Source organism: Pseudoduganella chitinolytica (genome assembly GCF_029028125.1).
Taxonomy (GTDB): Bacteria; Pseudomonadota; Gammaproteobacteria; order Burkholderiales; family Burkholderiaceae_D; genus Rugamonas; species Rugamonas chitinolytica.
The window spans coordinates 3611464-3632418 of record NZ_CP119083.1; the positions used below are offsets into that span (position 1 = coordinate 3611464).

The 20955-nt window shown below is 65.6% G+C and carries 17 protein-coding genes; 13 read left to right on the top strand and 4 right to left on the bottom strand.

All coding sequences use genetic code 11. From position 1 onward, the window contains the following. Positions 1-83 precede the first annotated feature (83 nt). The 3 genes from PX653_RS15875 to PX653_RS15885 are packed head-to-tail and all read left to right on the top strand — an operon-like array spanning position 84 to position 2794. Positions 84-1244 (top strand): sialidase family protein, encoded by a 1161-nt coding sequence (locus tag PX653_RS15875; RefSeq protein ID WP_277413737.1) that lies wholly within the window; start codon positions 84-86, stop codon positions 1242-1244. Further along, positions 1244-1993: a hypothetical protein gene (locus PX653_RS15880; RefSeq protein ID WP_277413738.1), complete on the top strand. Its 750-nt coding sequence runs from the start codon at positions 1244-1246 to the stop codon at positions 1991-1993. The genes PX653_RS15875 and PX653_RS15880 overlap by 1 nt, the downstream gene beginning before the upstream one ends. Before the next feature lie 3 nt (positions 1994-1996). Next, positions 1997-2794, top strand: a complete 798-nt coding sequence (locus PX653_RS15885; protein ID WP_277413739.1) for a hypothetical protein — start codon at positions 1997-1999, stop codon at positions 2792-2794. Positions 2795-2807: 13 nt separating this feature from the next. Here the strand turns inward: PX653_RS15885 and PX653_RS15890 are convergent, their stop codons facing one another. The 3 genes from PX653_RS15890 to PX653_RS15900 form a co-directional block, all read right to left on the bottom strand. After that, positions 2808-3407, bottom strand: a complete 600-nt coding sequence (locus PX653_RS15890; RefSeq protein WP_277413740.1) for a hypothetical protein — start codon at positions 3405-3407, stop codon at positions 2808-2810. 101 nt (positions 3408-3508) lie between these two features. Beyond that, positions 3509-4588: a porin gene (locus tag PX653_RS15895; protein ID WP_277413741.1), complete on the bottom strand. Its 1080-nt coding sequence runs from the start codon at positions 4586-4588 to the stop codon at positions 3509-3511. 150 nt (positions 4589-4738) lie between these two features. After that, positions 4739-6379, bottom strand: coding sequence for a methyl-accepting chemotaxis protein (locus tag PX653_RS15900; RefSeq protein WP_277413742.1), 1641 nt, complete (start codon positions 6377-6379; stop codon positions 4739-4741). Positions 6380-6725: 346 nt separating this feature from the next. On the opposite strand from PX653_RS15900, the gene PX653_RS15905 reads away from it, so the two are divergent. The 9 genes from PX653_RS15905 to ggt all read left to right on the top strand — a co-directional run bounded on the left by PX653_RS15905 (position 6726) and on the right by ggt (position 16492). Continuing rightward, positions 6726-7700: a TauD/TfdA family dioxygenase gene (locus tag PX653_RS15905; protein WP_277413743.1), complete on the top strand. Its 975-nt coding sequence runs from the start codon at positions 6726-6728 to the stop codon at positions 7698-7700. A 35-nt stretch (positions 7701-7735) separates the two neighbouring features. Next, on the top strand, positions 7736-8653 hold the full coding sequence (locus PX653_RS15910; protein ID WP_277413744.1) for an AEC family transporter: 918 nt from the start codon (positions 7736-7738) through the stop codon (positions 8651-8653). 96 nt (positions 8654-8749) lie between these two features. Further along, on the top strand, positions 8750-9763 hold the full coding sequence (locus PX653_RS15915; protein ID WP_277413745.1) for a MerR family transcriptional regulator: 1014 nt from the start codon (positions 8750-8752) through the stop codon (positions 9761-9763). 47 nt (positions 9764-9810) lie between these two features. Next, positions 9811-10884, top strand: coding sequence for a signal recognition particle-docking protein FtsY (gene ftsY / locus PX653_RS15920; RefSeq protein ID WP_277413746.1), 1074 nt, complete (start codon positions 9811-9813; stop codon positions 10882-10884). Between the two features lie 6 nt (positions 10885-10890). Beyond that, positions 10891-11550 carry a cell division ATP-binding protein FtsE gene (locus tag PX653_RS15925; protein WP_277413747.1) on the top strand — a complete coding sequence of 220 codons (660 nt, stop codon included), beginning with the start codon at positions 10891-10893 and terminating at the stop codon, positions 11548-11550. Further along, positions 11547-12461, top strand: a complete 915-nt coding sequence (gene ftsX, locus PX653_RS15930) for a permease-like cell division protein FtsX (protein ID WP_277413748.1) — start codon at positions 11547-11549, stop codon at positions 12459-12461. Before PX653_RS15925 ends, ftsX begins: the two co-directional genes overlap by 4 nt. 430 nt (positions 12462-12891) lie before the next feature. Then, entirely contained in the window at positions 12892-13791 is a 900-nt protein-coding gene (gene rpoH / locus PX653_RS15935; RefSeq protein WP_181259321.1) for an RNA polymerase sigma factor RpoH, read from the top strand. A 486-nt stretch (positions 13792-14277) separates the two neighbouring features. Beyond that, entirely contained in the window at positions 14278-14742 is a 465-nt protein-coding gene (locus PX653_RS15940; protein WP_277413749.1) for a hypothetical protein, read from the top strand. 7 nt (positions 14743-14749) lie between these two features. Beyond that, positions 14750-16492, top strand: a complete 1743-nt coding sequence (ggt, locus tag PX653_RS15945; protein WP_277413750.1) for a gamma-glutamyltransferase — start codon at positions 14750-14752, stop codon at positions 16490-16492. A 24-nt stretch (positions 16493-16516) separates the two neighbouring features. Here ggt and PX653_RS15950 read toward each other — a convergent pair whose 3' ends face one another. Next, positions 16517-18733, bottom strand: a complete 2217-nt coding sequence (locus PX653_RS15950) for a 3'-5' exonuclease (RefSeq protein WP_277413751.1) — start codon at positions 18731-18733, stop codon at positions 16517-16519. Positions 18734-18809: 76 nt separating this feature from the next. Here PX653_RS15950 and PX653_RS15955 point away from each other — a divergent pair, with 76 nt between their 5' ends. Then, a complete protein-coding gene (locus tag PX653_RS15955) occupies positions 18810-20945 on the top strand; it encodes a TonB-dependent siderophore receptor (protein ID WP_277413752.1) in 2136 nt (711 codons plus the stop codon). Positions 20946-20955: the final 10 nt, after the last annotated feature.

The window sequence follows — 20955 nt, forward strand, 5'->3', positions numbered from 1 at the left end:
TTTTTGCGTTTGCTGTTGACTTGGCGCGGCATGTATTGGCCGGCACCCGGGCGCGATCCGCGCGGAGGCCTCGACGGAAGACTATGCAGAGTTCCCGATTCGCGCAGCTGGTTGCGCGCCACCGCACGGCACTGGTGTGCCTGCTGGCGGTGGCGACGGTCGTCACGGCCGAAGGCACGCGCTGGGCTCGTGCCAAGCAGTCCGCCGCCACGCCGGCCACGATGATCGTCAAGGACGGCGCCGCCCGCCTGACCGAAATCTCCAATTCCCTGATTCCCATGCCGCGCGACGTGCCGTCCGCCCATGCCAGCGCACTGGCCACGCTGTCGGGCGACCGCATGCTCGCGTTCTGGTGGGCGGGCGACCGTGAGAGCGCTCCCAACGTCAAGGTCTACGCGGCCCGCTGGCAGGAGGGCAAATGGGGCCAGCCCTGGGAAGTGGCCAGCCGCGCCTCGCTGTCGCAGGCGCTGGGCTTCGGCGTGCGCCGCATCGGCAATCCTGTCGCCTGGACGGCACACGACGGCCGCATCCACCTGTACGTCGTCGCCACGGGCCTGGGCGGCTGGGCCGCGTCGCGGCTCGTGCACCTGGTGTCGTCCGACCATGGCGCCAGCTTCGCCGTGCGCCGGTTGCTGCCGATGTCGCCCCTGTTCAATACCAGCGTGCTGGTGCGTACGTCCCCCGTCGGCCTGATCGACGGCGGCTGGTGGCTGCCCGTATATTTCGAGATCGGCATCAAGTACCCGATGCTGATGTCGTTCGATGCCGACGGCGACCCCACGTGGGTGGCCCGTATCGGCCGCAGCACCAGCACGTTGCAACCCACGGTCGTGCCCGTTTCGGCCACCGAAGTGCGCGCCTGGATGCGCGACGCCAGCGACGAGCAGCGCGTCCAGCAGGCCTACAGCCGCGACGGCGGGGCCAGCTGGGAAGACCTGCCGGCGCTGGACCTGCCGAACCACAGCACGTCGCTGGCCGCGATCCGCCTGCGCAACGGCGAATTCCTGATGCTGCACAACCACGTCGTCGAAGGCGGCTCGTCGCGCAGCATGCTGCGCCTGTCGCTGTCGAAAGACGGCCGCGCGTGGCGCCCCCTGGCGGACATCGCCAGCGGCAACGCCGGCGACGAATTTTCGTACCCGACCATGCAGCAGGTCGGCAACGAACTGCACGTCGCCTATACCTACCAGCGGCGCGCCATTGCGCACCACCGTTACCGCATCACTATCGGAGACAAAACCTGATGAGCCTGCCCGATCTCGCCAGCCAGATCGTCTATGGCCGCCTGGCCTGGGCGACTGTCGTCGCCACCGTGTTGCTGGCGCTGCTGGACGTGCTGCCCGTGCGGCGCCTGTCGCAGCGCACGCTGGCCGGCTTGCTGGCCGTCCTGTTCGCGCTGTTCATGCTGCCCGGCGCGGCCTCGCCCGCCTATTGGCTGGCGCTGGCCTTCCAGTACCCCAGCGGCCTGCTGTTCGGTTGCTGCGTGCTGAAGTTGCGCCAGCACTGGGACGGCCAACGCGGTGGCGGCACCGTCATGATGCCCCCGCTAGCCGCCGCCATCGCCGTGTCGGGCGCGATCCTGTACCTCGACGCCATGGGCCTCTTGACCCAGGGCTATTACTATGCGGGCTTCGGCCCTACCGCCGCGCCGCTGGTGGCGCTGTTGGGCGCCGCTGCCTGCGCGGTCGCCATCGTGCGCAACCTGGCCCGGCCCCAGGCCGGTGCGCTGCTGACGGCGATCCTGCTGTTTACGCTGTTGCGCCTGCCGACCGGCAACCTGTGGGATACACTGCTGGACCCGCTGCTGTGGGGCTGGGCCGTCACGTCGCTGGTGACGCTGGCGCTGGCACGCATCGGCCAGCACTCGCGGGTGCCCGGCGCGCGCCTGCCGGAGCCGGTGCGCGCGGCCGACCTGAACACGCTGTCCCCGCTGGCCCCGCTGGGCGCGGCGCAACAATCTACAACAATCAAGGAGCACGTGAGTGGTAACTAAGAAATGGCAAGCGCAACCGGCAATCGCGATGGGCATCGCGGTCAATCTGTTCGTCCTGGTCCTGGCCACGGGCTGGGCCGGCAAGGACCCGCGCGGCTGTGGCGCCTGCTGGTGGAGGACGGCATCGTCGAGTGGATGCAGTTCCTGTGCTTTGCCGCGATTGCCATCATGCTGGGTTACGTCACCGTGCAGCGCTGGTTGCGCCAGCCGGGCATGCGCCTGGAACTGCTGGCGCTGGCCGGCCTGACCGCACTGGTGGCGCTGGCCGCACTGGAGGAAATCAGCTGGTTCCAGCGCATCCTGCAGGTGCAGTCGTCCGAATTCTTCCTGCAGAATAACAAGCAGGGCGAAACCAACCTGCACAACCTGGCGGTCGGCAAGGACAGCCTGCACAAGGCCGTGCTGCTGAAGATCATCGTGCTGGTGGGCCTGACCCACAACCTGATCCTGCCGCTGCTGGCGCGCTCCCGTCCCGCCATCCGGCGCTGGGTCGAGCAACTGGGCCTGTACCTGCCGCCCCTGTGGGCCTCGGTGGTGTACGTGACGCTGGTGGTGCTGTCGCACCTGCTGGTCGATCACCCGCGCAAGGGCGAGCTGGGCGAGATGTTCGGCGCCGTGCACTACCTGGCCACCGTGTTCGCGGCCTACTTTGTCGGTTACGGCTACGAGCGCCAGCCAATGGTCGACCAGGGCGCCGCCGCACGCCAGCTGTCGATCCTGTTCGCGCTGCAGCTGGCATTCCTGCTGCTGGTGGCATGGCTGCTCAGCGCCGGTGCCGGCGCGGCGCCGATGCCCGCGTAACATCGAAGCCGGCTCAGCCCTGCGTGGGCGGGGCCGGTTCCCACACCGGTTCCTTCTTTTGCGCCGGGGCCGGTTCCGGCATTGCCGGCACTTCCTCGCCCTTTCCTTCCCCATCCTGGCGCTGCGGCGCCTCTTCCTTCGGCGGCTTCGGCCAGCCGGCCGGGCAAGGCCGGCACGCGCCCGCCTTGCGGCCGAAATCCGTCACCTTCGCCAGCTTCATCGGCACTGTCTCGTCGCCGCAGTACCCGCCATCGAGCGTCAGCGTGGCACCGTCCGGCGAGAACTTGCCGCTGATCGTGCGTTGGTCGCCCTCGGCCGGCTGCACCGTGAAATACATCATCTTGCCGCGCGGGTCGACGTTGACCTCGCTGGCGACGAGAGGCCACGACAGGCCGCCGGCCGTGTATTCATAGATGACGGTATCGACCTCGGCAAAACGTTGCAACGTGATGCGCTGACCGCCGAACTCGCCGCTGTTCGGGTTCACGCACAAATCGGAATACACGACCATGCCGTAGCGCGGCAGGCCGCCGCTACGGTTCTTGGTGGCACCGGCGGCAATGGCGGCGCAGGAAGCGATCATCAGGACGCAGGCGACAAAGCGTGTTTTCATGGTGGCAGCGGGGTGAAAGACGGATGGATGGGCGCATTCTACCGCGCCGGCAAAAAAAAACCGGCTGCCGAGGCAGCCGGTTCGGTCAAGCGGGTAACCGCTTAGAAGGAGTGACGCAGACCCACGTTGAACGCGCTGTCGCCGGTACCGGCTTCGGAGTTGCCGCCGACGGTGTACGAAGCACCGTTCTTGTTCTCGATCTTGGCGTACGACGCGTATGCGGTCGTGCGCTTCGACAGGTCGTGCATGTAGCCGATGGCCCACTGGTTCGCATCGCGGTTGAAGGCTTCGCGGTCATCCGTGTGGATTGCCGAGATGATGACCTTGCCCACTGCGCCGACTGGCACTTGCGCGCCGATCAGGGCGTTGCGGGTGTCGGTCGATGGGGTGATCGCGGTCGTCGTGTAGGCAGCAGGCGATGGCAGCGTCGAGCTGTTCAGGCCCTTGTTCTGGCCGTAAGCGATGAAGGCCTTGGCGACTTTGAAGTCGTAGTTTACAGCCAGCAGGCTGTTGTGGCCGATATCGCGCTCGAGCGTTGGCGCCGGTGCGGCGGCGACGTCGTTGTTGCGGTTGTTGTAGGCCAGGCGGGCGTTCAGAGGACCGTTCGAGTACGACACGGCAGCGCTGATCTGACGGCCAGCCGACGATTCGGACTGCTCGCCGAAGCCGTAGAACAGTTCGCCGGAGAAGCCGTTGAACACTGGGGTCTGGTACACAACAGCATTGCTGTTACGCAGGTTCGCGCCGTTGGCTGGGAACAGGTTCTTTGCGGAACCGGCCAGGCCAGCAGCGAACGGGTCGGCCACTTGCGCCAGCGCGTTGTACCACGGGGTGTATTGACGACCGATCGTCAGCGTACCGGCGGTCGTGGAACGCAGGCCGATGAAAGCCTGGCGGTTGAACAGGGTGTTCGACGCGTCCAGCTGGCCGTCGTCGACCTTGTAGCCGGATTCCAGGGTGAAGATCGCGGACAGGCCGCCACCCAGGTCTTCCGTACCACGGAAGCCGATACGCGATGCGTTGGCCGTGCCGGAGGACACTTTGGTGACGTTGCCTGCTTTACCGCCGCGCTCGCTCACGATGGAGGCGTCCACGATACCGTAAATCGTTACATTCGACTGTGCAAAAGCGGCGCTGCTCATTGCGCCCAGAACTGCGACGGAGATTAGAGTTTTTTTCATTACAGGTTCCTTCAGTTGTGTTGCATGCAAAAAAAGAAAAGCAACGGCTTAATTCGGTCTTGCGGTACCTCGGCCGGGTTACCGGCTGGCACCGCTTATGGTGAGGGCAAACCCCGATTTGCCACTGTGCCGTCAGACGGCGCTCACTCTTTATTGTCGCGGCCGATTCAATCGCGCCGGCTTCGAATCAGTGCGCGAGGCACTGGAGGCGGCACTATACTGATGGTTTGGCAATCCATCAAGTGTAAAAATACTTACGAGCTGGGCCAGGCTGGCCGCCTGATCCTGCACGCTGTGCGATGCGGCGGTTGCTTCTTCCACCAGCGCCGCGTTCTGCTGCGTTACTGCGTCCATCTGCGCGATGGCTTCGTTGACCTGCACGATGCCTGCACTTTGCTGCTGACCGGCAACGGTAATCTCACCCATGATGTCGGTGACACGCCGTACGCTGACAACCACTTCTTCCATCGTGCTGCCGGCCTGGTTGACCAGTTTCGTGCCCGCTTCGACCTGATCCACGGAGTCGCCGATCAGTTCCTTGATCTCGCGTGCCGCGGATGCCGAACGCTGCGCCAGGTTGCGCACCTCGGATGCCACGACCGCGAAACCGCGGCCCTGCTCGCCGGCCCGTGCCGCTTCCACCGCCGCGTTCAACGCGAGGATGTTGGTCTGGAACGCAATACCGTCGATGACGCCCGTGATGTCGGAAATCTTCTTTGCCGACTCGTTGATCGAGCCCATCTTGTCGACCACCTGCGATACCACCTGGCCGCCCTGCTCCGCGATCGTCGAAGCGGTCACGGCCAGCTGGTTCGCCTGGCGCGCGCTGTCCGAATTGTGCTTCACCGTCGTCGTCAGTTCTTCCATCGACGCCGCGGTCTCTTCCAGCGAGCTGGCTTGCGATTCCGTCCGGCCCGACAGGTCGAGGTTGCCTGCCACCACCTGCTGCGCCGCGCTGGCGATCGTGTCAGTTGCGTGGCGCACCTGGCCAACGATGTTGGCCAGGCTGTCGCGCATCGACTTCATCGCGAACAGCAGGCTGGTCTTGTCACCCGGACGGGTATTCACTTCAACATTCAGCTGACCGGCCGCGATCAGCTTGGCCAGCTTCACTGCATACTGCGGCTCGCCACCCAGCGTGTTGACGAGCCAGCGCGTAATCGCCACGGCACCCAGCGCGCCAAGTGCCACGCCAATCACCAGCAGACCGAAGATCCATGCGCGGGAGGCATTGTATACCTGATCACCAAAATCTGCTGCGCGCTTGCCACCTTCGTCATACAGCTTGACCAGTTTGTCCACTTGGCCGCGCAACGCGACGATCAGTTTGTTCGATTCGCCGCGAATCAATTTCTTCGCCAGCGCACCGTCGCCGGCCCGCACGGCCGCGCGCAATTTCGCGTCCTCGGCCATGTAGCGGTCCCACATCGACAGGAATTCGTCGTACAGCGCCTGCTCTTCCGGCGTCTTGATCAGCTTGACGAACTCATCCTGCATCTTCTTCAGGTCGACCAGGTCGTTGGCGATGACCTTGTCGTACTTGTCCAGGTCGGCCACGTCGTCCGAAATGATGTATTGCAGCTCGCGGGTACGGACGCGGGCGATCTGTGCCTTGATGTCCTGGATGACGCGCATGGCCGGCATCCAGCGCGACGACAGTTCGGTCGCCGTGTTGTTCACTTTGGACAGTTGATTGATCGAAAACATGCCGACGAGTGCCGTCAGCAGCAGGACAGCGGCGAAAGCCAGTCCCAGCTTGGTAGAGAGCTTGCGCTCGGTAAGCCACTTCATTTGGGTTCCTTGGGTCGGTTTGGGCGAGGATATTTCCGCACGGCAAAAATTTCTATCGCATTGTAACAATCGGTGCTGCCGACGACGAGCCGCACGGCACAGTTTCAGCCAATGTGTCGTTTTTCGAGGTAAGCAAATTCACACTTTAGCGGCTTCGTCAAGCCGTGGATGGTTTGACAAAAAACCCCGTGGTTGAGGGCGCTATGCAAAATTTACTTCAGCAATGAATGAAGTTTAGGCAAACTTGTTCATGCTGCAACGCAGCAATCTGTGCTTGAAAGAAATTTTTCTATGGTCCAAAATGCGACCTTTATTGCCGTACGGCAATTCGAACACAGGAGCATCCATGTTTTCCACAATTGAACAAAACGGCAACATCGCCGTCGTCAAGACCAACTTCACCTGGGGCGACGACCTGGCGCAGATCATTGGCATCATCGAGCGCCACTTCGACGACTTCAACGGCAACGGCTTCTACCCGCACCCCGACGAGGAAGCCCTGCAGCGCGAACTGCTGCAAGTGCCGACGCTGCGCGACTTCGCCGCGCAACTGGCCGAGCGCAAGGCCCGCGGCCTGGCCGTCACCGGCCTGGGCCTGGCCGGACTGTCCGAAGCCCATCGCAATGCCGTGCTGTACGCCATCGCGCTGACGCAGGGCTTTCCCACGTCGACCGACCAGAAAACCCACCGGGTGGCGTGGGACGTGCGGGCGCGCCAGGGCGTGCAGTCCAAGTTCGTCACGTTCTCCGAGCGCACCGGCACGGCCGACATGCACACCGACTCGTCGTTCTACCCCATGCCGGAAGAGCAATTCCTGCTGTACGTCGTGGCCTCGGCCCGTTGCAACGGCGGCGAATCGCTGCTGGTCGATGTCGAGGACATCGTCGCCGAACTGGAGCGCACCGACGAAGGCCGCGCCGCCTACGCGTTGCTGCGTACCGCGCAGGTACCGTTCCGGGTCCCTTCCGTCTACGCCGCCCAGGACGAACAGGTCGAGCTATTCTACGCCCCGGTTTTCCACGACGATGGCCATTCGATGCGCTGGCGCTACGATTCGATTGAAAAAGGACTTGCGGCCCGGCCCGATCTGGCCACGCCCGAGCTTATTGCCGCGCTGAAGTTGCTGAACAGCATCATCGAGGAAAACGCGCCCCGCTTCCGCCGCCAGTTGCCGGACGATACGCTGCTGTGGGCGGACAACCATCGCACGCTGCACGGCCGCGCCATGTACACTGATCCGGGCCGGCACCTGATCCGCATCCGGGTGTCCAGCACGCCGAACGCGCGCCGCATCGGTCCTTCGGGTATCTCGGCCGACTGAACGCGGCCCCACTATATATATAAGTAGTACTACCTATGTTTGCCTCGATCATTCCGGTATTCGCCATCATCCTGCTGGGCGTGGCGATCCGCCGCTTCAACTGGATGCCTGCGGACTTCTTCCCTTCCATCGAGAAGTTCTCGTACAACATTGCTTTCCCGGCAATGCTGTTTGCCGGCACCGCCCGGCTCAGCTTCCACGGCAGCCAGGTGGGCGAACTGGCGCTGGCGACCTTGCTGCCGACGTTCCTGATTGTCGCGCTGACCCTGGGGTCTCTGCTGCTGTGGCCGGCACTGCCGGGCGCCAGCCGTTCGTCCGTCATGCAAGGCGCGATGCGGCCGAACACCTATTTCGGCCTGGCGGTGGCTGGCCTGTTCTTCGAGGCAAAGACGGCATCGCTGGTAATGCTGTCGCTGGCGCTGTGCCTGCCGGTCGTGAATGCGCTGTCGGTGATCGCGCTGGCCTGGTGGAGCGGCACCAAGCCGAACCTGGGTACCGTCGGCAAGACGCTGGCCCGCAACCCCATCATCCAGGCCACGCTGGCCGGCGTGCTGGTCAGCCTTGCCGGCGTGCAATTGCCGGCAGCCGCGATGAACACGCTGGACATCCTGGGCAAGGCCGCCACGGCGCTGGGCCTGCTGTGCGTAGGCGGTGGGCTGGTGTTCTCCCTGGAAGGCGCCCGCCCGGGCGCGCTGACCCTGACCTCGGTGTTGAAGCTGGTCGTGATGCCGCTGCTGGCTGCGCAGATCTGCCTCGTGTTTGCCGTGTCGCCCGAGGTGGCGCTGGCGGCCTGCTTCTACTGCGCCCTGCCGACGGCGCCGAACGCCTACATCATGGCCAAGCAGCTGGGAGGCGACACGCGCCTGATGGCTTCGCTGATCACATTGCAAACGCTGCTCGCGCTCGTCACCGTGCCGCTGTCGCGCCAGTTCATGCCCTGGCTGGGCGCCTGAGAGGACGTCGCTGGCGGGTTGCCAGCTATGTACGCTGGCGTACCCCACGGGGCCGATCGGCGGTAGAATGCTCGCCTGATAAAGGACGTGCCTACGATGAACACCTCCGACCTTGCCATGTTGCCTTGCACCATCAGCGATGTGGAGCGCGACACTGGCATTGCCAAGGAGACGTTGCGGGTGTGGGAACGTCGCTATGAGTTTCCCCAGCCGCAACGCGATCCGTTCGGCGAGCGCCTGTATCCGTTCGATCAGGTCCGCCAGCTGCGGCTCGTCAAGCGCCTCATCGACCTTGGCTTCCGTCCCGGCAAGGTGCTGGGGCAGTCGGCCGAGGAACTGCAGCAACTGGCAGAACACGCCGCCAGCAACACCCGCGGCCGCGGCCGCGCGACGGTGTCCGCCACGGATCTGGCGCCCTATGTGGCCTTGTGCCGCAGCCACCAGACCGACGCCCTGCGGCGCAAGCTGTCCCAGGCCCTCTTGATGATGGGCCTGAAAGCGTTCGTGCTGGAGGTAATGGCACCGCTGACGACGCTGGTGGGCGACGCCTGGGCTTGCGGCGACATCGCCGTCCACGAGGAACACCTGATCACGGAAGCGCTGCAGACAGTGATCCGCAGCGCGATCTTCTCGCTGCCGCAGCCGGAGCAACCGGACGGTGCGCCGCAACCGCGCGTCCTCCTGACCACGCCGCCCCAGGAAAAACACGGGTTTGGCCTGTTGATGGCGGAAGCGCTGATGACGGCTGACGGCGCCCATTGCATCGCACTGGGCACGCAGACACCGCTGCCCGATATCGTCGAGGCCGCGCGCAACCAGCAGTGCGACATTGTTGCCTTGTCGTTTTCCAGCACGATGAATCCGCGCCACGTGCTCGATGCACTGAAGGAATTGCGCACCCGCCTGCCCGACGAGATCGTGCTGTGGGCAGGCGGCGCCAACCCCGCATTGCGCCGTCGGGCGCCTGGTTTCGTCACGGTGCTGGCGCTGCAGGAGGTAGCTGCCGCGCTGGCGGGTTGGCGCGCGCGCGGCCTTGCCTGCCTGACGGAACGGCCGATGGCAGTTTGGCAAGCGAATACAGGGCTTGACGGTAGCGCTCTGGTAGAATAGCCGGTGATTCCGGCCAGCACGGCCGCCGCGCCTTCTACCGCACACCCATGTTCAGCTTCTTCAAGAAAAAACCTGTTACGCCCGAGGTGCCCGCGCCTGTCAGCACGCCCGAGCCGGCCGCCGCCACTCCCGTATCCGCTCCCGCCTCCGCTCCTGCTTCGGCGCCCTCCCCCGACAGCTCGCTGCTCGACTTCGAAGTCGAGACGGCCGCCCGGCCCGAGGCGAAGCAGTCGTGGATGAGCCGCCTGAAGGCGGGCCTGTCGAAGACGTCCGCCAACCTGTCCGTGCTGTTTGTCGGCGCCCGTATCGACGACGACCTGTACGACGAACTGGAAGCGGCGCTGCTGATGTCCGATGCCGGCATCGACGCCACCCAGTACCTGCTGGACGCGCTCAAGCGCAAGGTCAAGGAAGACAAGCTGCTGGATGCCGCCGCCGTCAAGGGTGCCCTGAAGGAGCTGCTGATCGACCTGTTGCGCCCGCTTGAAAAATCGTTCGAGCTGGGCCGGCACCAGCCCACCGTGATGATGATTTCCGGCGTCAACGGCGCCGGCAAGACGACGACGATCGGCAAGCTTGCCAAACACATGCAGGCGCACGGGCAGTCAGTGCTGCTGGCCGCAGGCGACACCTTCCGTGCCGCCGCGCGCGAGCAGTTGATGGTCTGGGGCCAGCGCAACAACGTGACCGTCGTGTCGCAGGAGTCCGGTGACCCGGCCGCCGTGTCGTATGACGCGGTCCAGTCCGGCAAGGCACGGGGCACCAACGTCGTCATGATCGACACGGCCGGCCGCCTGCCCACGCAACTGCACCTGATGGAAGAGCTGAAGAAGATCAAGCGCGTGATCGGCAAGGGCCTGGAAGGAGCACCGCACGAGACGCTGCTCGTCATCGACGGCAACACGGGCCAGAACGCGCTGGCGCAAGTCAAAGCGTTCGACGACGCGCTGCAGCTGACCGGCCTAATCATCACGAAGCTGGACGGCACGGCCAAGGGCGGCGTCATTGCCGCGATTGCCCGGGTCCGCCCCGTGCCCGTGTACTTCATCGGCATCGGCGAGAAGATCGAGGACCTGCAGCCGTTCAATGCGGCCGAGTTCGTCGAAGCCCTGCTCGGTTAAGGCCCCATGATCGAATTCCAGAACGTATCGAAGCGGTACGCCGGCGACGCGCTGGCCCTGCGCGACGTCACACTCACCATCGGCAAGGGCGAGCTGGTGTTCCTGGCCGGCCCGTCCGGCGCCGGCAAGTCCACGCTGCTGAAGATGATTGCCGCGATGGAGCGTCCCAGCACCGGCAAGGTCACCGTCAATGGCACCGATATCGGCAAGCTGAAGGCGGCCGGCGTGCCGTTCCTGCGCCGCAACCTGGGCCTGATCTTCCAGCAGCAGCGCCTGCTGACGGACCGTTCCGTGCTGGCCAATGTGATGATGCCGATGCTGGTCACCGGCCTGACCCGGGCGCAAGCGGAAGAACGCGCCCGTGCCGCGCTGGACAAGGTCGGGCTGCTGGCGCGCGCCAATGCCGCGCCGTTGGCCCTGTCCGGCGGCGAGCAGCAGCGCGTGTCGATTGCCCGCGCCATCGTCAACCGGCCCCAGATCATCCTGGCGGACGAGCCTACCGCCAACCTGGACCGCGCCAGTGCCAACAAGGTGTTCGATGCGCTGCGGGCGTTCAACCAGGTCGGCGTCACGTGCCTGATCTCCACCCACGACGACCTGGTACTGGAAAGCGGCGCCCGCGTCATCCGCCTGGCACAAGGCGAACTGCAGGCGGAGGCGACATGATCGGCTGGCTGCGTCAACATGGCTTTGCGCTCGGTTCCGCGCTGGTGCACGTGCGCCGTGCGCCGGGCAGTTTCCTGTTCAATATCCTGGTGGTCGCCATTGCGCTGGCGCTGCCGTTTGCCGGCGTGACCGTGCTGGACAATGTACGGCCGATGTCGGAGCAGTTGTCCGTCGATCCCGAGCTGTCCGTGTTCCTGAAGCAGGACCTGCCGCGCGAGCATGCGCAGGGCATGGCCGGCTCGCTGCGCGCCGTGGCCAAGGAGGCCCGCATCGTGTTCGTGCCGCGCGAGGCCGCGCTGGCCGAGCTGCAGGACAAGAACGGCCTGGCCGGTGTCATCGACACGCTGGGCGACAACCCGCTGCCGGACAGCTACGTCGTCAAGCTGAACGCCTTCCAGAGCGCCGCCCAGAGCGCGCATGTGGACGAGGTGGCCGAACAACTGCGGGCGATTCCCGGCGTGGAGTCGGTACAGGTCGATTCCGCGTGGGTCAAGCGCCTTGCCGCACTGCTGGGTGTGCTGCGCATGGGCCTGTTGTTGCTGGCCGGGACGCTGGGCACGGTCGTCATTGCGGTCGTCTTCAACACGATCCGCCTGCAGGTGCTGACCCAGCGCGAGGAAATTCTCGTGCTGCGCCTGATCGGCGCTACCGATACGTATATCCAGCGCCCCTTCTATTACACGGGCGCGCTGCTGGGCCTGTGTGCAGGCGGCGTCGCGCTGGGTGCCGTCGCGTTGTCGCTGCAGCCGCTGAACATGGCGATCGCCGAGTTTGCCCGTCTGTACGCCTCCGAATTCCAGCTGGCCCCGCTGGAGCCGCTGGCGATGGCGCTGCTGCTGGCCCTGTCCGCCGGCCTGGGGCTGGTCGGTGCGGCGCTGTCGGTGCGCCGTCAGCTGGCCCGGCTGTCGTAACGCGACGGCAGCCGCTCCCGTCATGCTGTCGGAACGTTCCGACAGCCCCTCTGGCCGCGCCATTCCCCCTGGCGGGCGCCCGCACGAGCGTGCGTTCACGCACAGAGCGCGCGACTTTGGCCGCGATAATCTGGCCTCACGCTTTGATTCGCCACAAACATTCCGCAATCGGGAATTGCTTTCCGGTTGCAGCGCCTGCCCTTTCCTGCACGATCAGGCCATAGCGTTTTGCTATCGGGACCATAAAATCGCAGCGATTGGCACTCACCGAGTGAGAGTGCTAATATATGTTCAAACGCAATGTTGGAACCCAAAGTAGCGTCACCAATGGTTAAGACCGCTTTAAGTTCCACACTGCATGCTGTATGCCATGACAGTGCCCTCTGCAATCCCGCACGGCCTATGCACCACCTTCAAGCGAGGAATGAACATGACTATGATGTCCGCACCTACCGCCCTGGTTCCAGCCGGCACGAGTGCTTTGGGCCTCGGGTTTTCTGGCAACCTGGGTAACCTGGATGCCTACATTTCCGCCGTGAATCGCCTGCCAATGCTGACGCACGACGAAGAAGTCCAGCTGGGTCGGCGCCTGAAGGACAACAACGACCTGAAGGCCGCCGAAAAGCTCGTGCTGTCGCACCTGCGCCTGGTGGTTTCGATCGCCCGCGGCTACCTGGGCTACGGCCTGCCGCACGCCGACCTGATCCAGGAAGGCAATATCGGCCTGATGAAGGCAGTCAAGCGCTTCGACCCGGACCAGGGCGTCCGCCTCGTGTCGTATGCAATGCACTGGATCAAGGCCGAGATGCATGAGTACATCCTGAAAAACTGGCGCCTCGTGAAGGTGGCGACGACCAAGGCGCAACGCAAGCTGTTTTTCAACCTGCGCAGCCACAAGCAGGGCCTGGACGCCATGACGCCGGGCCAGATCGACCAGCTTGCCAAGATGCTGGACGTCAAGCGCGAGGAAGTGATCGAGATGGAAACCCGCCTGTCCGGCCGCGACATCGCGCTGGAATCGCCGACGGATGACGAGGACGACAAGTTCGCCCCGATCGCCTACCTGTCGTCGGACCAGAACGAGCCGACCAAGGTGCTGGAAGCGGAACAGGTCACGCGCCTGCAGTCCGAGGGCCTGGAAACGGCGCTGTCGAAGCTGGACCCGCGCTCGCGCCGCATCGTGGAAGCGCGCTGGCTGGCCAACGACGACGGCTCCGGCGCCACGTTGCACACGCTGGCCGACGAGTTCGGCGTCTCCGCCGAGCGCATCCGCCAGATCGAATCGGCCGCGCTGAAGAAGATGAAGGGCGCGCTGGCCGCCTACGTGTAAGCGGCTGCACGCAACACGAAAACCGGGCCCGCGCCCGGTTTTTTATTGCCCCTCCAACAAATCGGGGACAGCCTCCGCATATTGGGGACAGCCTCCAAAGCAGACACCAGGCGCCGAAGCGAATCGCGAATCGGAGGCTGTCCCCGATTTCCCGAACAAATTGGGGACAGCCTCCGAAGCAGCCATCAGGCACCTAAGCGAATTGGAGGCTGTCCCCAATTTCAGAGGCTGTCCCCAATTTCACGATTTCCCGAACAAATTGGGGACAGCCTCCGAAGCAAACATCAGGCACCGAAGCGAATTGGAGGCTGTCCCCGATTTCCGGTTTCGGTTTTTACAACACCCCCGCTGCCAGGCTGGTCATTTGTTGCCAAAATTCGGAGCCTGTCCCTGAATTCTGGCAATATTGCTATTCTTGCATTCAGCCGTGCGGCTGCCGTGATGCTTTTTCGCTAAGATCCTCCCTCGGCCACAGCTGGAGGACCCATGCAACGCAAAGCGATCACTGCTCTCGGTGCCGCGCTGACCGTCGGCATCGTTGCCGCGTGCTCGGCAACGCAAGGAACGGGCAACGCCACTTCGGAGGCAGTCATGACGGAAAAACAGGAAGCACCCCGCACCAGCGCCAGCTATACGTTGCGCCAGGGCGAAGCGGCCACGCTGGCGCCGGGGACGACGCTAAAGCTCGAGCGCGTCAACGACAGCCGTTGCAAGCCCGGTGCCGTGTGCGTCTGGGCCGGCTACATCAGCTATACGTTCACGCTGAGCAATGCCGCGGGCACCCGCGAGTTCGTGCTGGCGGAGAACATGCCCAATGCCGGCCCCAGCGTCACGCAGGAAGGCCTGACGTTCGCGCTGGAAAACCACGAACCGCCGGCGCCCACGGCGCTGCACGCGCCGGCGCCGGACTACCGCGTCAACGTACGCGTCACCATCTCCCCATCCAACTGACGCCACCATGCCGATCCGCCTGACGTTCTGCACCATCGTCCTGACCATCGCCGTCACGGCCCACGCGAAGACGCCGGTCGCGACCGGCACCGGCGGCGCCGTCGCCACCATCAGCGAGCAGGCGTCGCAGTCGGCCATGACGATCCTGAACCAGGGCGGCAACGCCATCGACGCAGCTGTCGCGGCAGCCGCCACGCTGGGCGTGACGGATCCGTTCAGTTGCGGCATCGGCGGCGGCGGCTTCATGGTCGTCTATCTGGCCAAGGAAAAGCGCGTCATCACGATCGACCACCGCGAGACGGCGCCGGCGGCCTACATGCCGACGATCTTCACCGCCAACGGCAAGGAACTCGATTTCGACACCGTCGTGGCCAGCGGCCTGTCGGTCGGCGTGCCCGGCACCGTGCGCGGCTGGCACGAGGCGCTGCAGCGCTATGGCACGATGTCGTTCGGGCAGGTGCTGGCGCCGGCCATCAAGGTGGCGCGCGACGGTTTCGTCGTCAACGACAATTTTTCCCGTCTGGTCGCGGAAAACACGGCCAAGTTCCGTCAGTTCCCCGCCACCGCCGCCCTGTACCTGCGCAACGGCAAGGCCATCCCGGCGGGGACCGTGCTGCGCAATCCGGACCTGGCGCAGACCTACCGCACGCTGGGGAAAAGCGGCGTGCGCGCCTTCTACGAGGGCCCCATCGCGCGCGCCATCGTCGATGCCGTCAACCGGCCGCCCGTTGGCACCGGGCAGTCGGTCCGGGGCGGGAGCATGACCCTGGCCGACCTGGCCAACTACGAGGCGCGGCTGCGCCAGCCCGTGCGCAGCAGCTACCGGGGCTACGACCTGTACGGCATGGGTTTGCCGGGCAGCGGCGGCATCGCCGTGGCCGAAGCCCTGAACATCCTGGAAGGCTTCGACCTGGCCAAGCTGCCGCGCGCGCAGGCCGAGCACATGTACCTGGAAGCCAGCCGGCTGGCCTTTGCCGACCGCAATGCCTACCTGGCAGACCCCGAGTACGTGGAAGCGCCCGTGGCGGGCCTGCTGAGCAAGGAATACGCGGCCAAGCGGCGCGCGCTGATCGACCAGCAGAAGGCAGCGGCCGGTCCCGTCGCGGCCGGCGATCCGTACGCGTTCCAGAGCGACGCCAGCGTGCCGCTGCGGCCCGGCTCCACCAGGCTCCAACGCGAGAGCGCCCACACGACACACCTGACGGTGGCCGACAAGCAGGGCAATATCGTCGCCTACACGTTCACCATCGAGTCGTGGGGCGGCAGCGGCATCGTCGTGCCGGGCCATGGCTTCCTGCTCAATAACGAGCTGACGGACTTCGATTTCTCGGGCCCGCACCCGAACGTGCCCGAAGGCGGCAAGCGCCCGCGCAGCAGCATGGCGCCGACCATCGTCCTGCGCGACGGCAAACCCGCGTTCACGGTGGGCAGCCCGGGCGGCGCGACGATCGTCACGACGGTGCTGCAGACGATCGTCAACCACGTCGACTTCGGCATGCCGATGGATGAAGCCATCGCCGCGCCGCGCCTGTCGCAACGCAACGCGGCCGAGACGGACGTCGAGCCGGGCTTCGCCGGGTCGGCGCAGGCCACCGCCCTGCAAGGGCATGGCCAGCGCTGGAGCGGCAAGCCGGAGGAGATCGGCGCCGCCAATGCCATCGTCTTCAATCCGGATGGGACGGTGACGGCGGTCAGCGAAAAGCGCCGGCACGGCGTGGGCAGCGCGCTGGTGCAGAAGAAGCCGAATTAGACAAAACCCGCGGTGGGTCGCTATCTACAACCACCGCTGGAACGGCGCCGTATCCTGCCCCGACTCGATGTACCACTGCTTGCGCACCGTATCGAACTGCGCCCCGAGCTGGCGCACTTCTTCGCGTTCCTCGTAGCGGGCCGACAGGTACAGCCGGAACGCGCGCTCCTCCGTCACCTTGTTTTCCAGCTGGCGCAGCGCCTGGTCGGCCTTGGGCGCCACGGCGGCGATCTGCATCTGGCGCAGGAACACGCTGCGCCGCTCCGTGTCGGCGGGTGAAATCAGCGTCAGGCGCTGGCGCGTGCGGCTGACACCCACGTAGAACAGGTTGCGCTCCGTCCGTGCCGGCATCAAGGGATTGGGGAACTCGTTCACTTCCAGGTACGGCATGATGACGTGGCCAAATTCCTGGCCCTTGACGTCGGCGACGCAGTCCAGGTGAATAAAATCCTTCTCGCGCTTGCGGCTGGCGAACACCTCGGCCGCATTGATCTTCTTCCAGAACGCGGCCAGGCCCAGGCCCGACTTCCCCGCCATCGCGACGAAGCCGTCGATCGAGCGCGCCGCGACGGAGGCCGCGTACGGGTTGACGTAGACCCGCTTGGCCACCGCCGCCACGTCCATGCGCCGGCATACCTCGGCCAGCACTTCGCCGGCCGGGCTGTCCTGCGGCACCTGCTCCAGGTAGCGCATCACATCGGCAAACGCGGTCTCGGCATCGGCCAGCGCATCGCCGCCCAGGTGCCCCTGGAAGAAGCCCCGCAACAGCGAAGGTTCCTTGGCGATGTCGTGCTTGACCTTCTCGAATCCGGCCGCCGCCTCCAGCCCCGCGAACGCGGCCAGCGCCTCGACGATCGCCGTGCGCACCTCGTAGGACGGCACGGCGCGCAGGTCGCCCAGGCAGATCGCCAGCACGCCGCGCAGGAACAGGATCTCCTCGCGCTGCAGATAGCCTTTCATGACGGGCACGCGGTAGGCGATGCCCGCTTCGATCAGCGCGTTTTCCAGCGCGATCGACTGGTGCCGGTCGCGCATCAGGACGGCGCACTGCTCCAGCCGGCGCTTGTCCTTCTTCCATTCCTTGATGGCCGCGACGACCTGCTGCGCGCAGTCCTCGGCGGTGTCGTAATGCAGTTGGCGGATCTCCGTGTGATCGGGCACGCCCGAGCTGCCCCGGTTGTCCATCAGCGCATCGATCGCGAGCGTCAGGTGCGGGCCGTGGCGGTAGGTCGTCGTCAGGGGGTAGGCGCGCAATGCCGGGAAGGCGTGGCGGAAGCGGAAGTCCAGGTAGTCGTGGCTGGCGCCCAGCTGGTCGTGGATGACCTGGTGCTTGTCGCCCACGCCCGTGAAGAAGGCGCCGGTGGCGCGGATCAGTGCTTCCACGATGACGAAGCTCGCCTCGTTCATGTCGTGCAGCTCGTCGCACACGACCACGCGGTAACGGGGGAACGCCTGGGCGCAACCGGGCTCGCGCCGCAGCCAGCGCGCCAGGTCGTACGTCGGATCGAAGGCGGTGCGGAACACGGCGCGGTCCTCGCCGTCCAGGCGGGCCGTCTCGTAGGCCAGCGCCACCAGGTAATCCGTCAGCGGCGCCTGCGCCACCTCGGCCGCCTCGACCGGGTCATCGTCATCTTCCCCCTGCAGCACCATGCGCGCCTTCAGCCGCAGCAGCGTATCGAGGTAGCCCGACACGGCCGTCTCCGACTTGCGCAAGTCCAGTTCCGCGAAGCGGCTGCCCGGCCGGCCCGCGTACTGTGCCGCCACCGCGTCGACGGCACGCCAGACGTGCGTCTTCAGGCGGCGCGGCTGCAAGGTCAGCCGCAAAGCTTCCCCTTCCAGCTGCGCCAGCGTGCGCATGGCCAGGTCCTCGATCGTCAGGATGTCCAGCTGGTTGACGGTGTCCCACGGCACGCCGATGTCCAGCAGGCGCTGGCGCAGCACGTCGCGCGCTTCCGGCGTGAACGCCAGCGCCAGGATGCGCGCCGGTTCGACGTTGCGGGCGAGCGATTCGGCGATGCGCAGCGCCAGGGTCGTCGTCTTGGCCGCGCCGGCATTGGCCTCCCCAGCACCACGGGCTGGGTGGCCGTCTGCAGGTCGGTCTGCTCGGCCGTCGGGTGGATGCGGCTGGGGATGAAGTACGCGGCCATGTGTTGTGCGGTCCAGAAGGAAGAGGTCAAGCGCGCCATGGTAGCAGGTCCAGCCGGCCCCGCAAGCGCCGCCGCGCCCCCCCCCGCCGCGCAATGGCGCGTGCGCTGGCGCCAGTTCCCTTTCCGTTATACAATGCGAATCATTCTCATTTGCGTTCATAAGGATTTCCATGTCGTCCGCTGCCCATCGCTTCGTCCTTCGCCTGACTCCCCTCGCCTTTGGCGCCGCCCTGCTGTGCGGCGCGGCCCATGCCGCGCCGGTGGAAGCACCGGCGGTCGATGCGCCGGCCGACGCCGCCGAGGCGCCCATGCAGACGGTGGTGGTCAAGGGCGACAACAGCGCCAGCTACACGGCGCGCAGCAGCAGTTCGTCGGCTGGCCTGGATCTGACCCTGCGCGAAACGCCGCAGTCGGTCTCGGTCGTCTCGCGCCAGCAGATGGACGACTTCCGCCTCAACTCCATCAACGACGTGCTGTCCAACACGACCGGCGTGACCGTCGAACGGATCGAAACCGACCGCACCTACTACACGGCGCGCGGCTTCGACATCATCAACTTCCAGTACGACGGCGTCGGCATTCCCTTCGTGTTCGGTAACGTCTACGGCGACCTGGATACGGCGCTGTACGAGCGCATCGACATCGTGCGCGGCTCGAACGGCCTGATGTCCGGCACCGGCAACCCGTCCGCCACCGTCAACTTCATCCGCAAGCGCCCGACCGCGACCTTCCAGGCATCCGCCGCCGTCACGGTGGGTTCGTGGGACCGCCACCGCGTCGACGCGGACGTCTCCGGCGCGCTCAACGAAGCGCGCACGCTGACCGGCCGCGTGATCGCCGCCTACGAAGATGGCGACTCCTACCTGGACCGCTACTCGCCAAAGCGCAAGCTGGTCTCGGGCATCCTGGAAGCGAAGCTGGCGAATTCGACGACGCTGACGCTGGGCCACACGGCGCAGATCGGCACGGCCAAGGGCAACATCTGGGGCGCGCTGCCGCTGTACTACAAGGACCTGACGCCGACCGAGTACACCACCGGCACCAGCACGGCAGCCGACTGGACGCGCAACCGCAACGAACACCAGCGCACGTTCGTCGAGCTGGTGCACCGCTTCGACAACGGCTGGCGCGCCCAGGCCACGCTGTCGCACAACGCGTTCAAGAACCGCAGCAAGATGCTGTACGTGTACGGCACGCCGGAACGCGCCACGGGCCTGGGCCTGTTCGCCTACCCGTCGCGCTACGACGCCGACAACAAGCAGACGCTGTTCGACGCTTCCGCCACCGGCCAGTTCGACCTGGGCGGCCGGCAGCACGAGCTGACGTTCGGCGCCAACTGGTCGAAATCGAAGCTGGACGACGTTTCCCACTACGGCCAGGGCATCGGCAATCCGATGCCGTCGCTGACGGGCTGGAACGGCCAGTATCCGGAGCCGGCATTCGACGCCTCGATCGACGGCAGCTCGTACCAGGACAAGCGCAAGGGCGCCTTCGTGGCCGCGCGCTTCAACCTGGCCGATCCGCTCAAGCTGATCACCGGCATCGCCTACACGAAGGCCGACAGCGACGGCCTGCAGTACGGCGTCAGCCACTTCAAGTCGGCCAGCAAGAGCACCCCGTACGTGGGCCTGACCTACGACCTGGCACCGAACGTGACGGCCTACGGCAGCTACACGACGATCTTCAACCCGCAAAGCGAGACCGACGTGACGGGCGCCACGCTGGACCCGATGAAAGGCAAGACGGCGGAGCTGGGCGTCAAGGCCGAATGGTTCGGCGGCAAACTGAATGCGTCCGGCGCCGTCTTCAAGACGCGCCAGGACAACACCGCCGAACAGGCCGGCATGGACGGCACCAAGGCCTACTACCGTGGCATCGACGCGGAGTCGCAAGGCATCGAACTGGACCTGTCCGGCGAGGTGGCACGCGGCCTGCAGGCCAGCGCCGGTTTCACCGTGCTGTCGATCGAGGACCCGGCCGGCAAGACCGTCAAGACCTACCTGCCGCGCCGCACGCTGCGCCTGTCGGCCACCTACAAGGTGCCGGCACTGCCGGCGCTGACGGTCGGCGCCAACGCCAACTGGCAGGACGACGTCTACCGCAACGAAGCCGACAACGCCACCATCCGCCAGGCCTCGTATGCAGTGATCGGCCTGATGGCGCGCTACGACATCAACAAGCAGCTCAGCATCGCCGCCAACGTCAACAACGTCGCCGACAAGAAGTACCTGACGAGCCTGTACTGGAGCCAGGCCTACTACGCGGCGCCGCGCAATGCGAGCGTGTCGCTCAACTGGAAGTACTGAGTCGTCCCCT

Coding starts and splice junctions, on each gene's coding strand:
- PX653_RS15875 (WP_277413737.1), top strand. CDS start 84: ATGCAGAGTTCCCGATTCGCGCAGCTGGTTGCGCGCCACCGCACGGCA.
- PX653_RS15880 (WP_277413738.1), top strand. CDS start 1,244: ATGAGCCTGCCCGATCTCGCCAGCCAGATCGTCTATGGCCGCCTGGCC.
- PX653_RS15885 (WP_277413739.1), top strand. CDS start 1,997: ATGGCAAGCGCAACCGGCAATCGCGATGGGCATCGCGGTCAATCTGTT.
- PX653_RS15890 (WP_277413740.1), bottom strand. CDS start 3,407: ATGAAAACACGCTTTGTCGCCTGCGTCCTGATGATCGCTTCCTGCGCC.
- PX653_RS15895 (WP_277413741.1), bottom strand. CDS start 4,588: ATGAAAAAAACTCTAATCTCCGTCGCAGTTCTGGGCGCAATGAGCAGC.
- PX653_RS15900 (WP_277413742.1), bottom strand. CDS start 6,379: ATGAAGTGGCTTACCGAGCGCAAGCTCTCTACCAAGCTGGGACTGGCT.
- PX653_RS15905 (WP_277413743.1), top strand. CDS start 6,726: ATGTTTTCCACAATTGAACAAAACGGCAACATCGCCGTCGTCAAGACC.
- PX653_RS15910 (WP_277413744.1), top strand. CDS start 7,736: ATGTTTGCCTCGATCATTCCGGTATTCGCCATCATCCTGCTGGGCGTG.
- PX653_RS15915 (WP_277413745.1), top strand. CDS start 8,750: ATGAACACCTCCGACCTTGCCATGTTGCCTTGCACCATCAGCGATGTG.
- ftsY (WP_277413746.1), top strand. CDS start 9,811: ATGTTCAGCTTCTTCAAGAAAAAACCTGTTACGCCCGAGGTGCCCGCG.
- PX653_RS15925 (WP_277413747.1), top strand. CDS start 10,891: ATGATCGAATTCCAGAACGTATCGAAGCGGTACGCCGGCGACGCGCTG.
- ftsX (WP_277413748.1), top strand. CDS start 11,547: ATGATCGGCTGGCTGCGTCAACATGGCTTTGCGCTCGGTTCCGCGCTG.
- rpoH (WP_181259321.1), top strand. CDS start 12,892: ATGACTATGATGTCCGCACCTACCGCCCTGGTTCCAGCCGGCACGAGT.
- PX653_RS15940 (WP_277413749.1), top strand. CDS start 14,278: ATGCAACGCAAAGCGATCACTGCTCTCGGTGCCGCGCTGACCGTCGGC.
- ggt (WP_277413750.1), top strand. CDS start 14,750: ATGCCGATCCGCCTGACGTTCTGCACCATCGTCCTGACCATCGCCGTC.
- PX653_RS15955 (WP_277413752.1), top strand. CDS start 18,810: ATGTCGTCCGCTGCCCATCGCTTCGTCCTTCGCCTGACTCCCCTCGCC.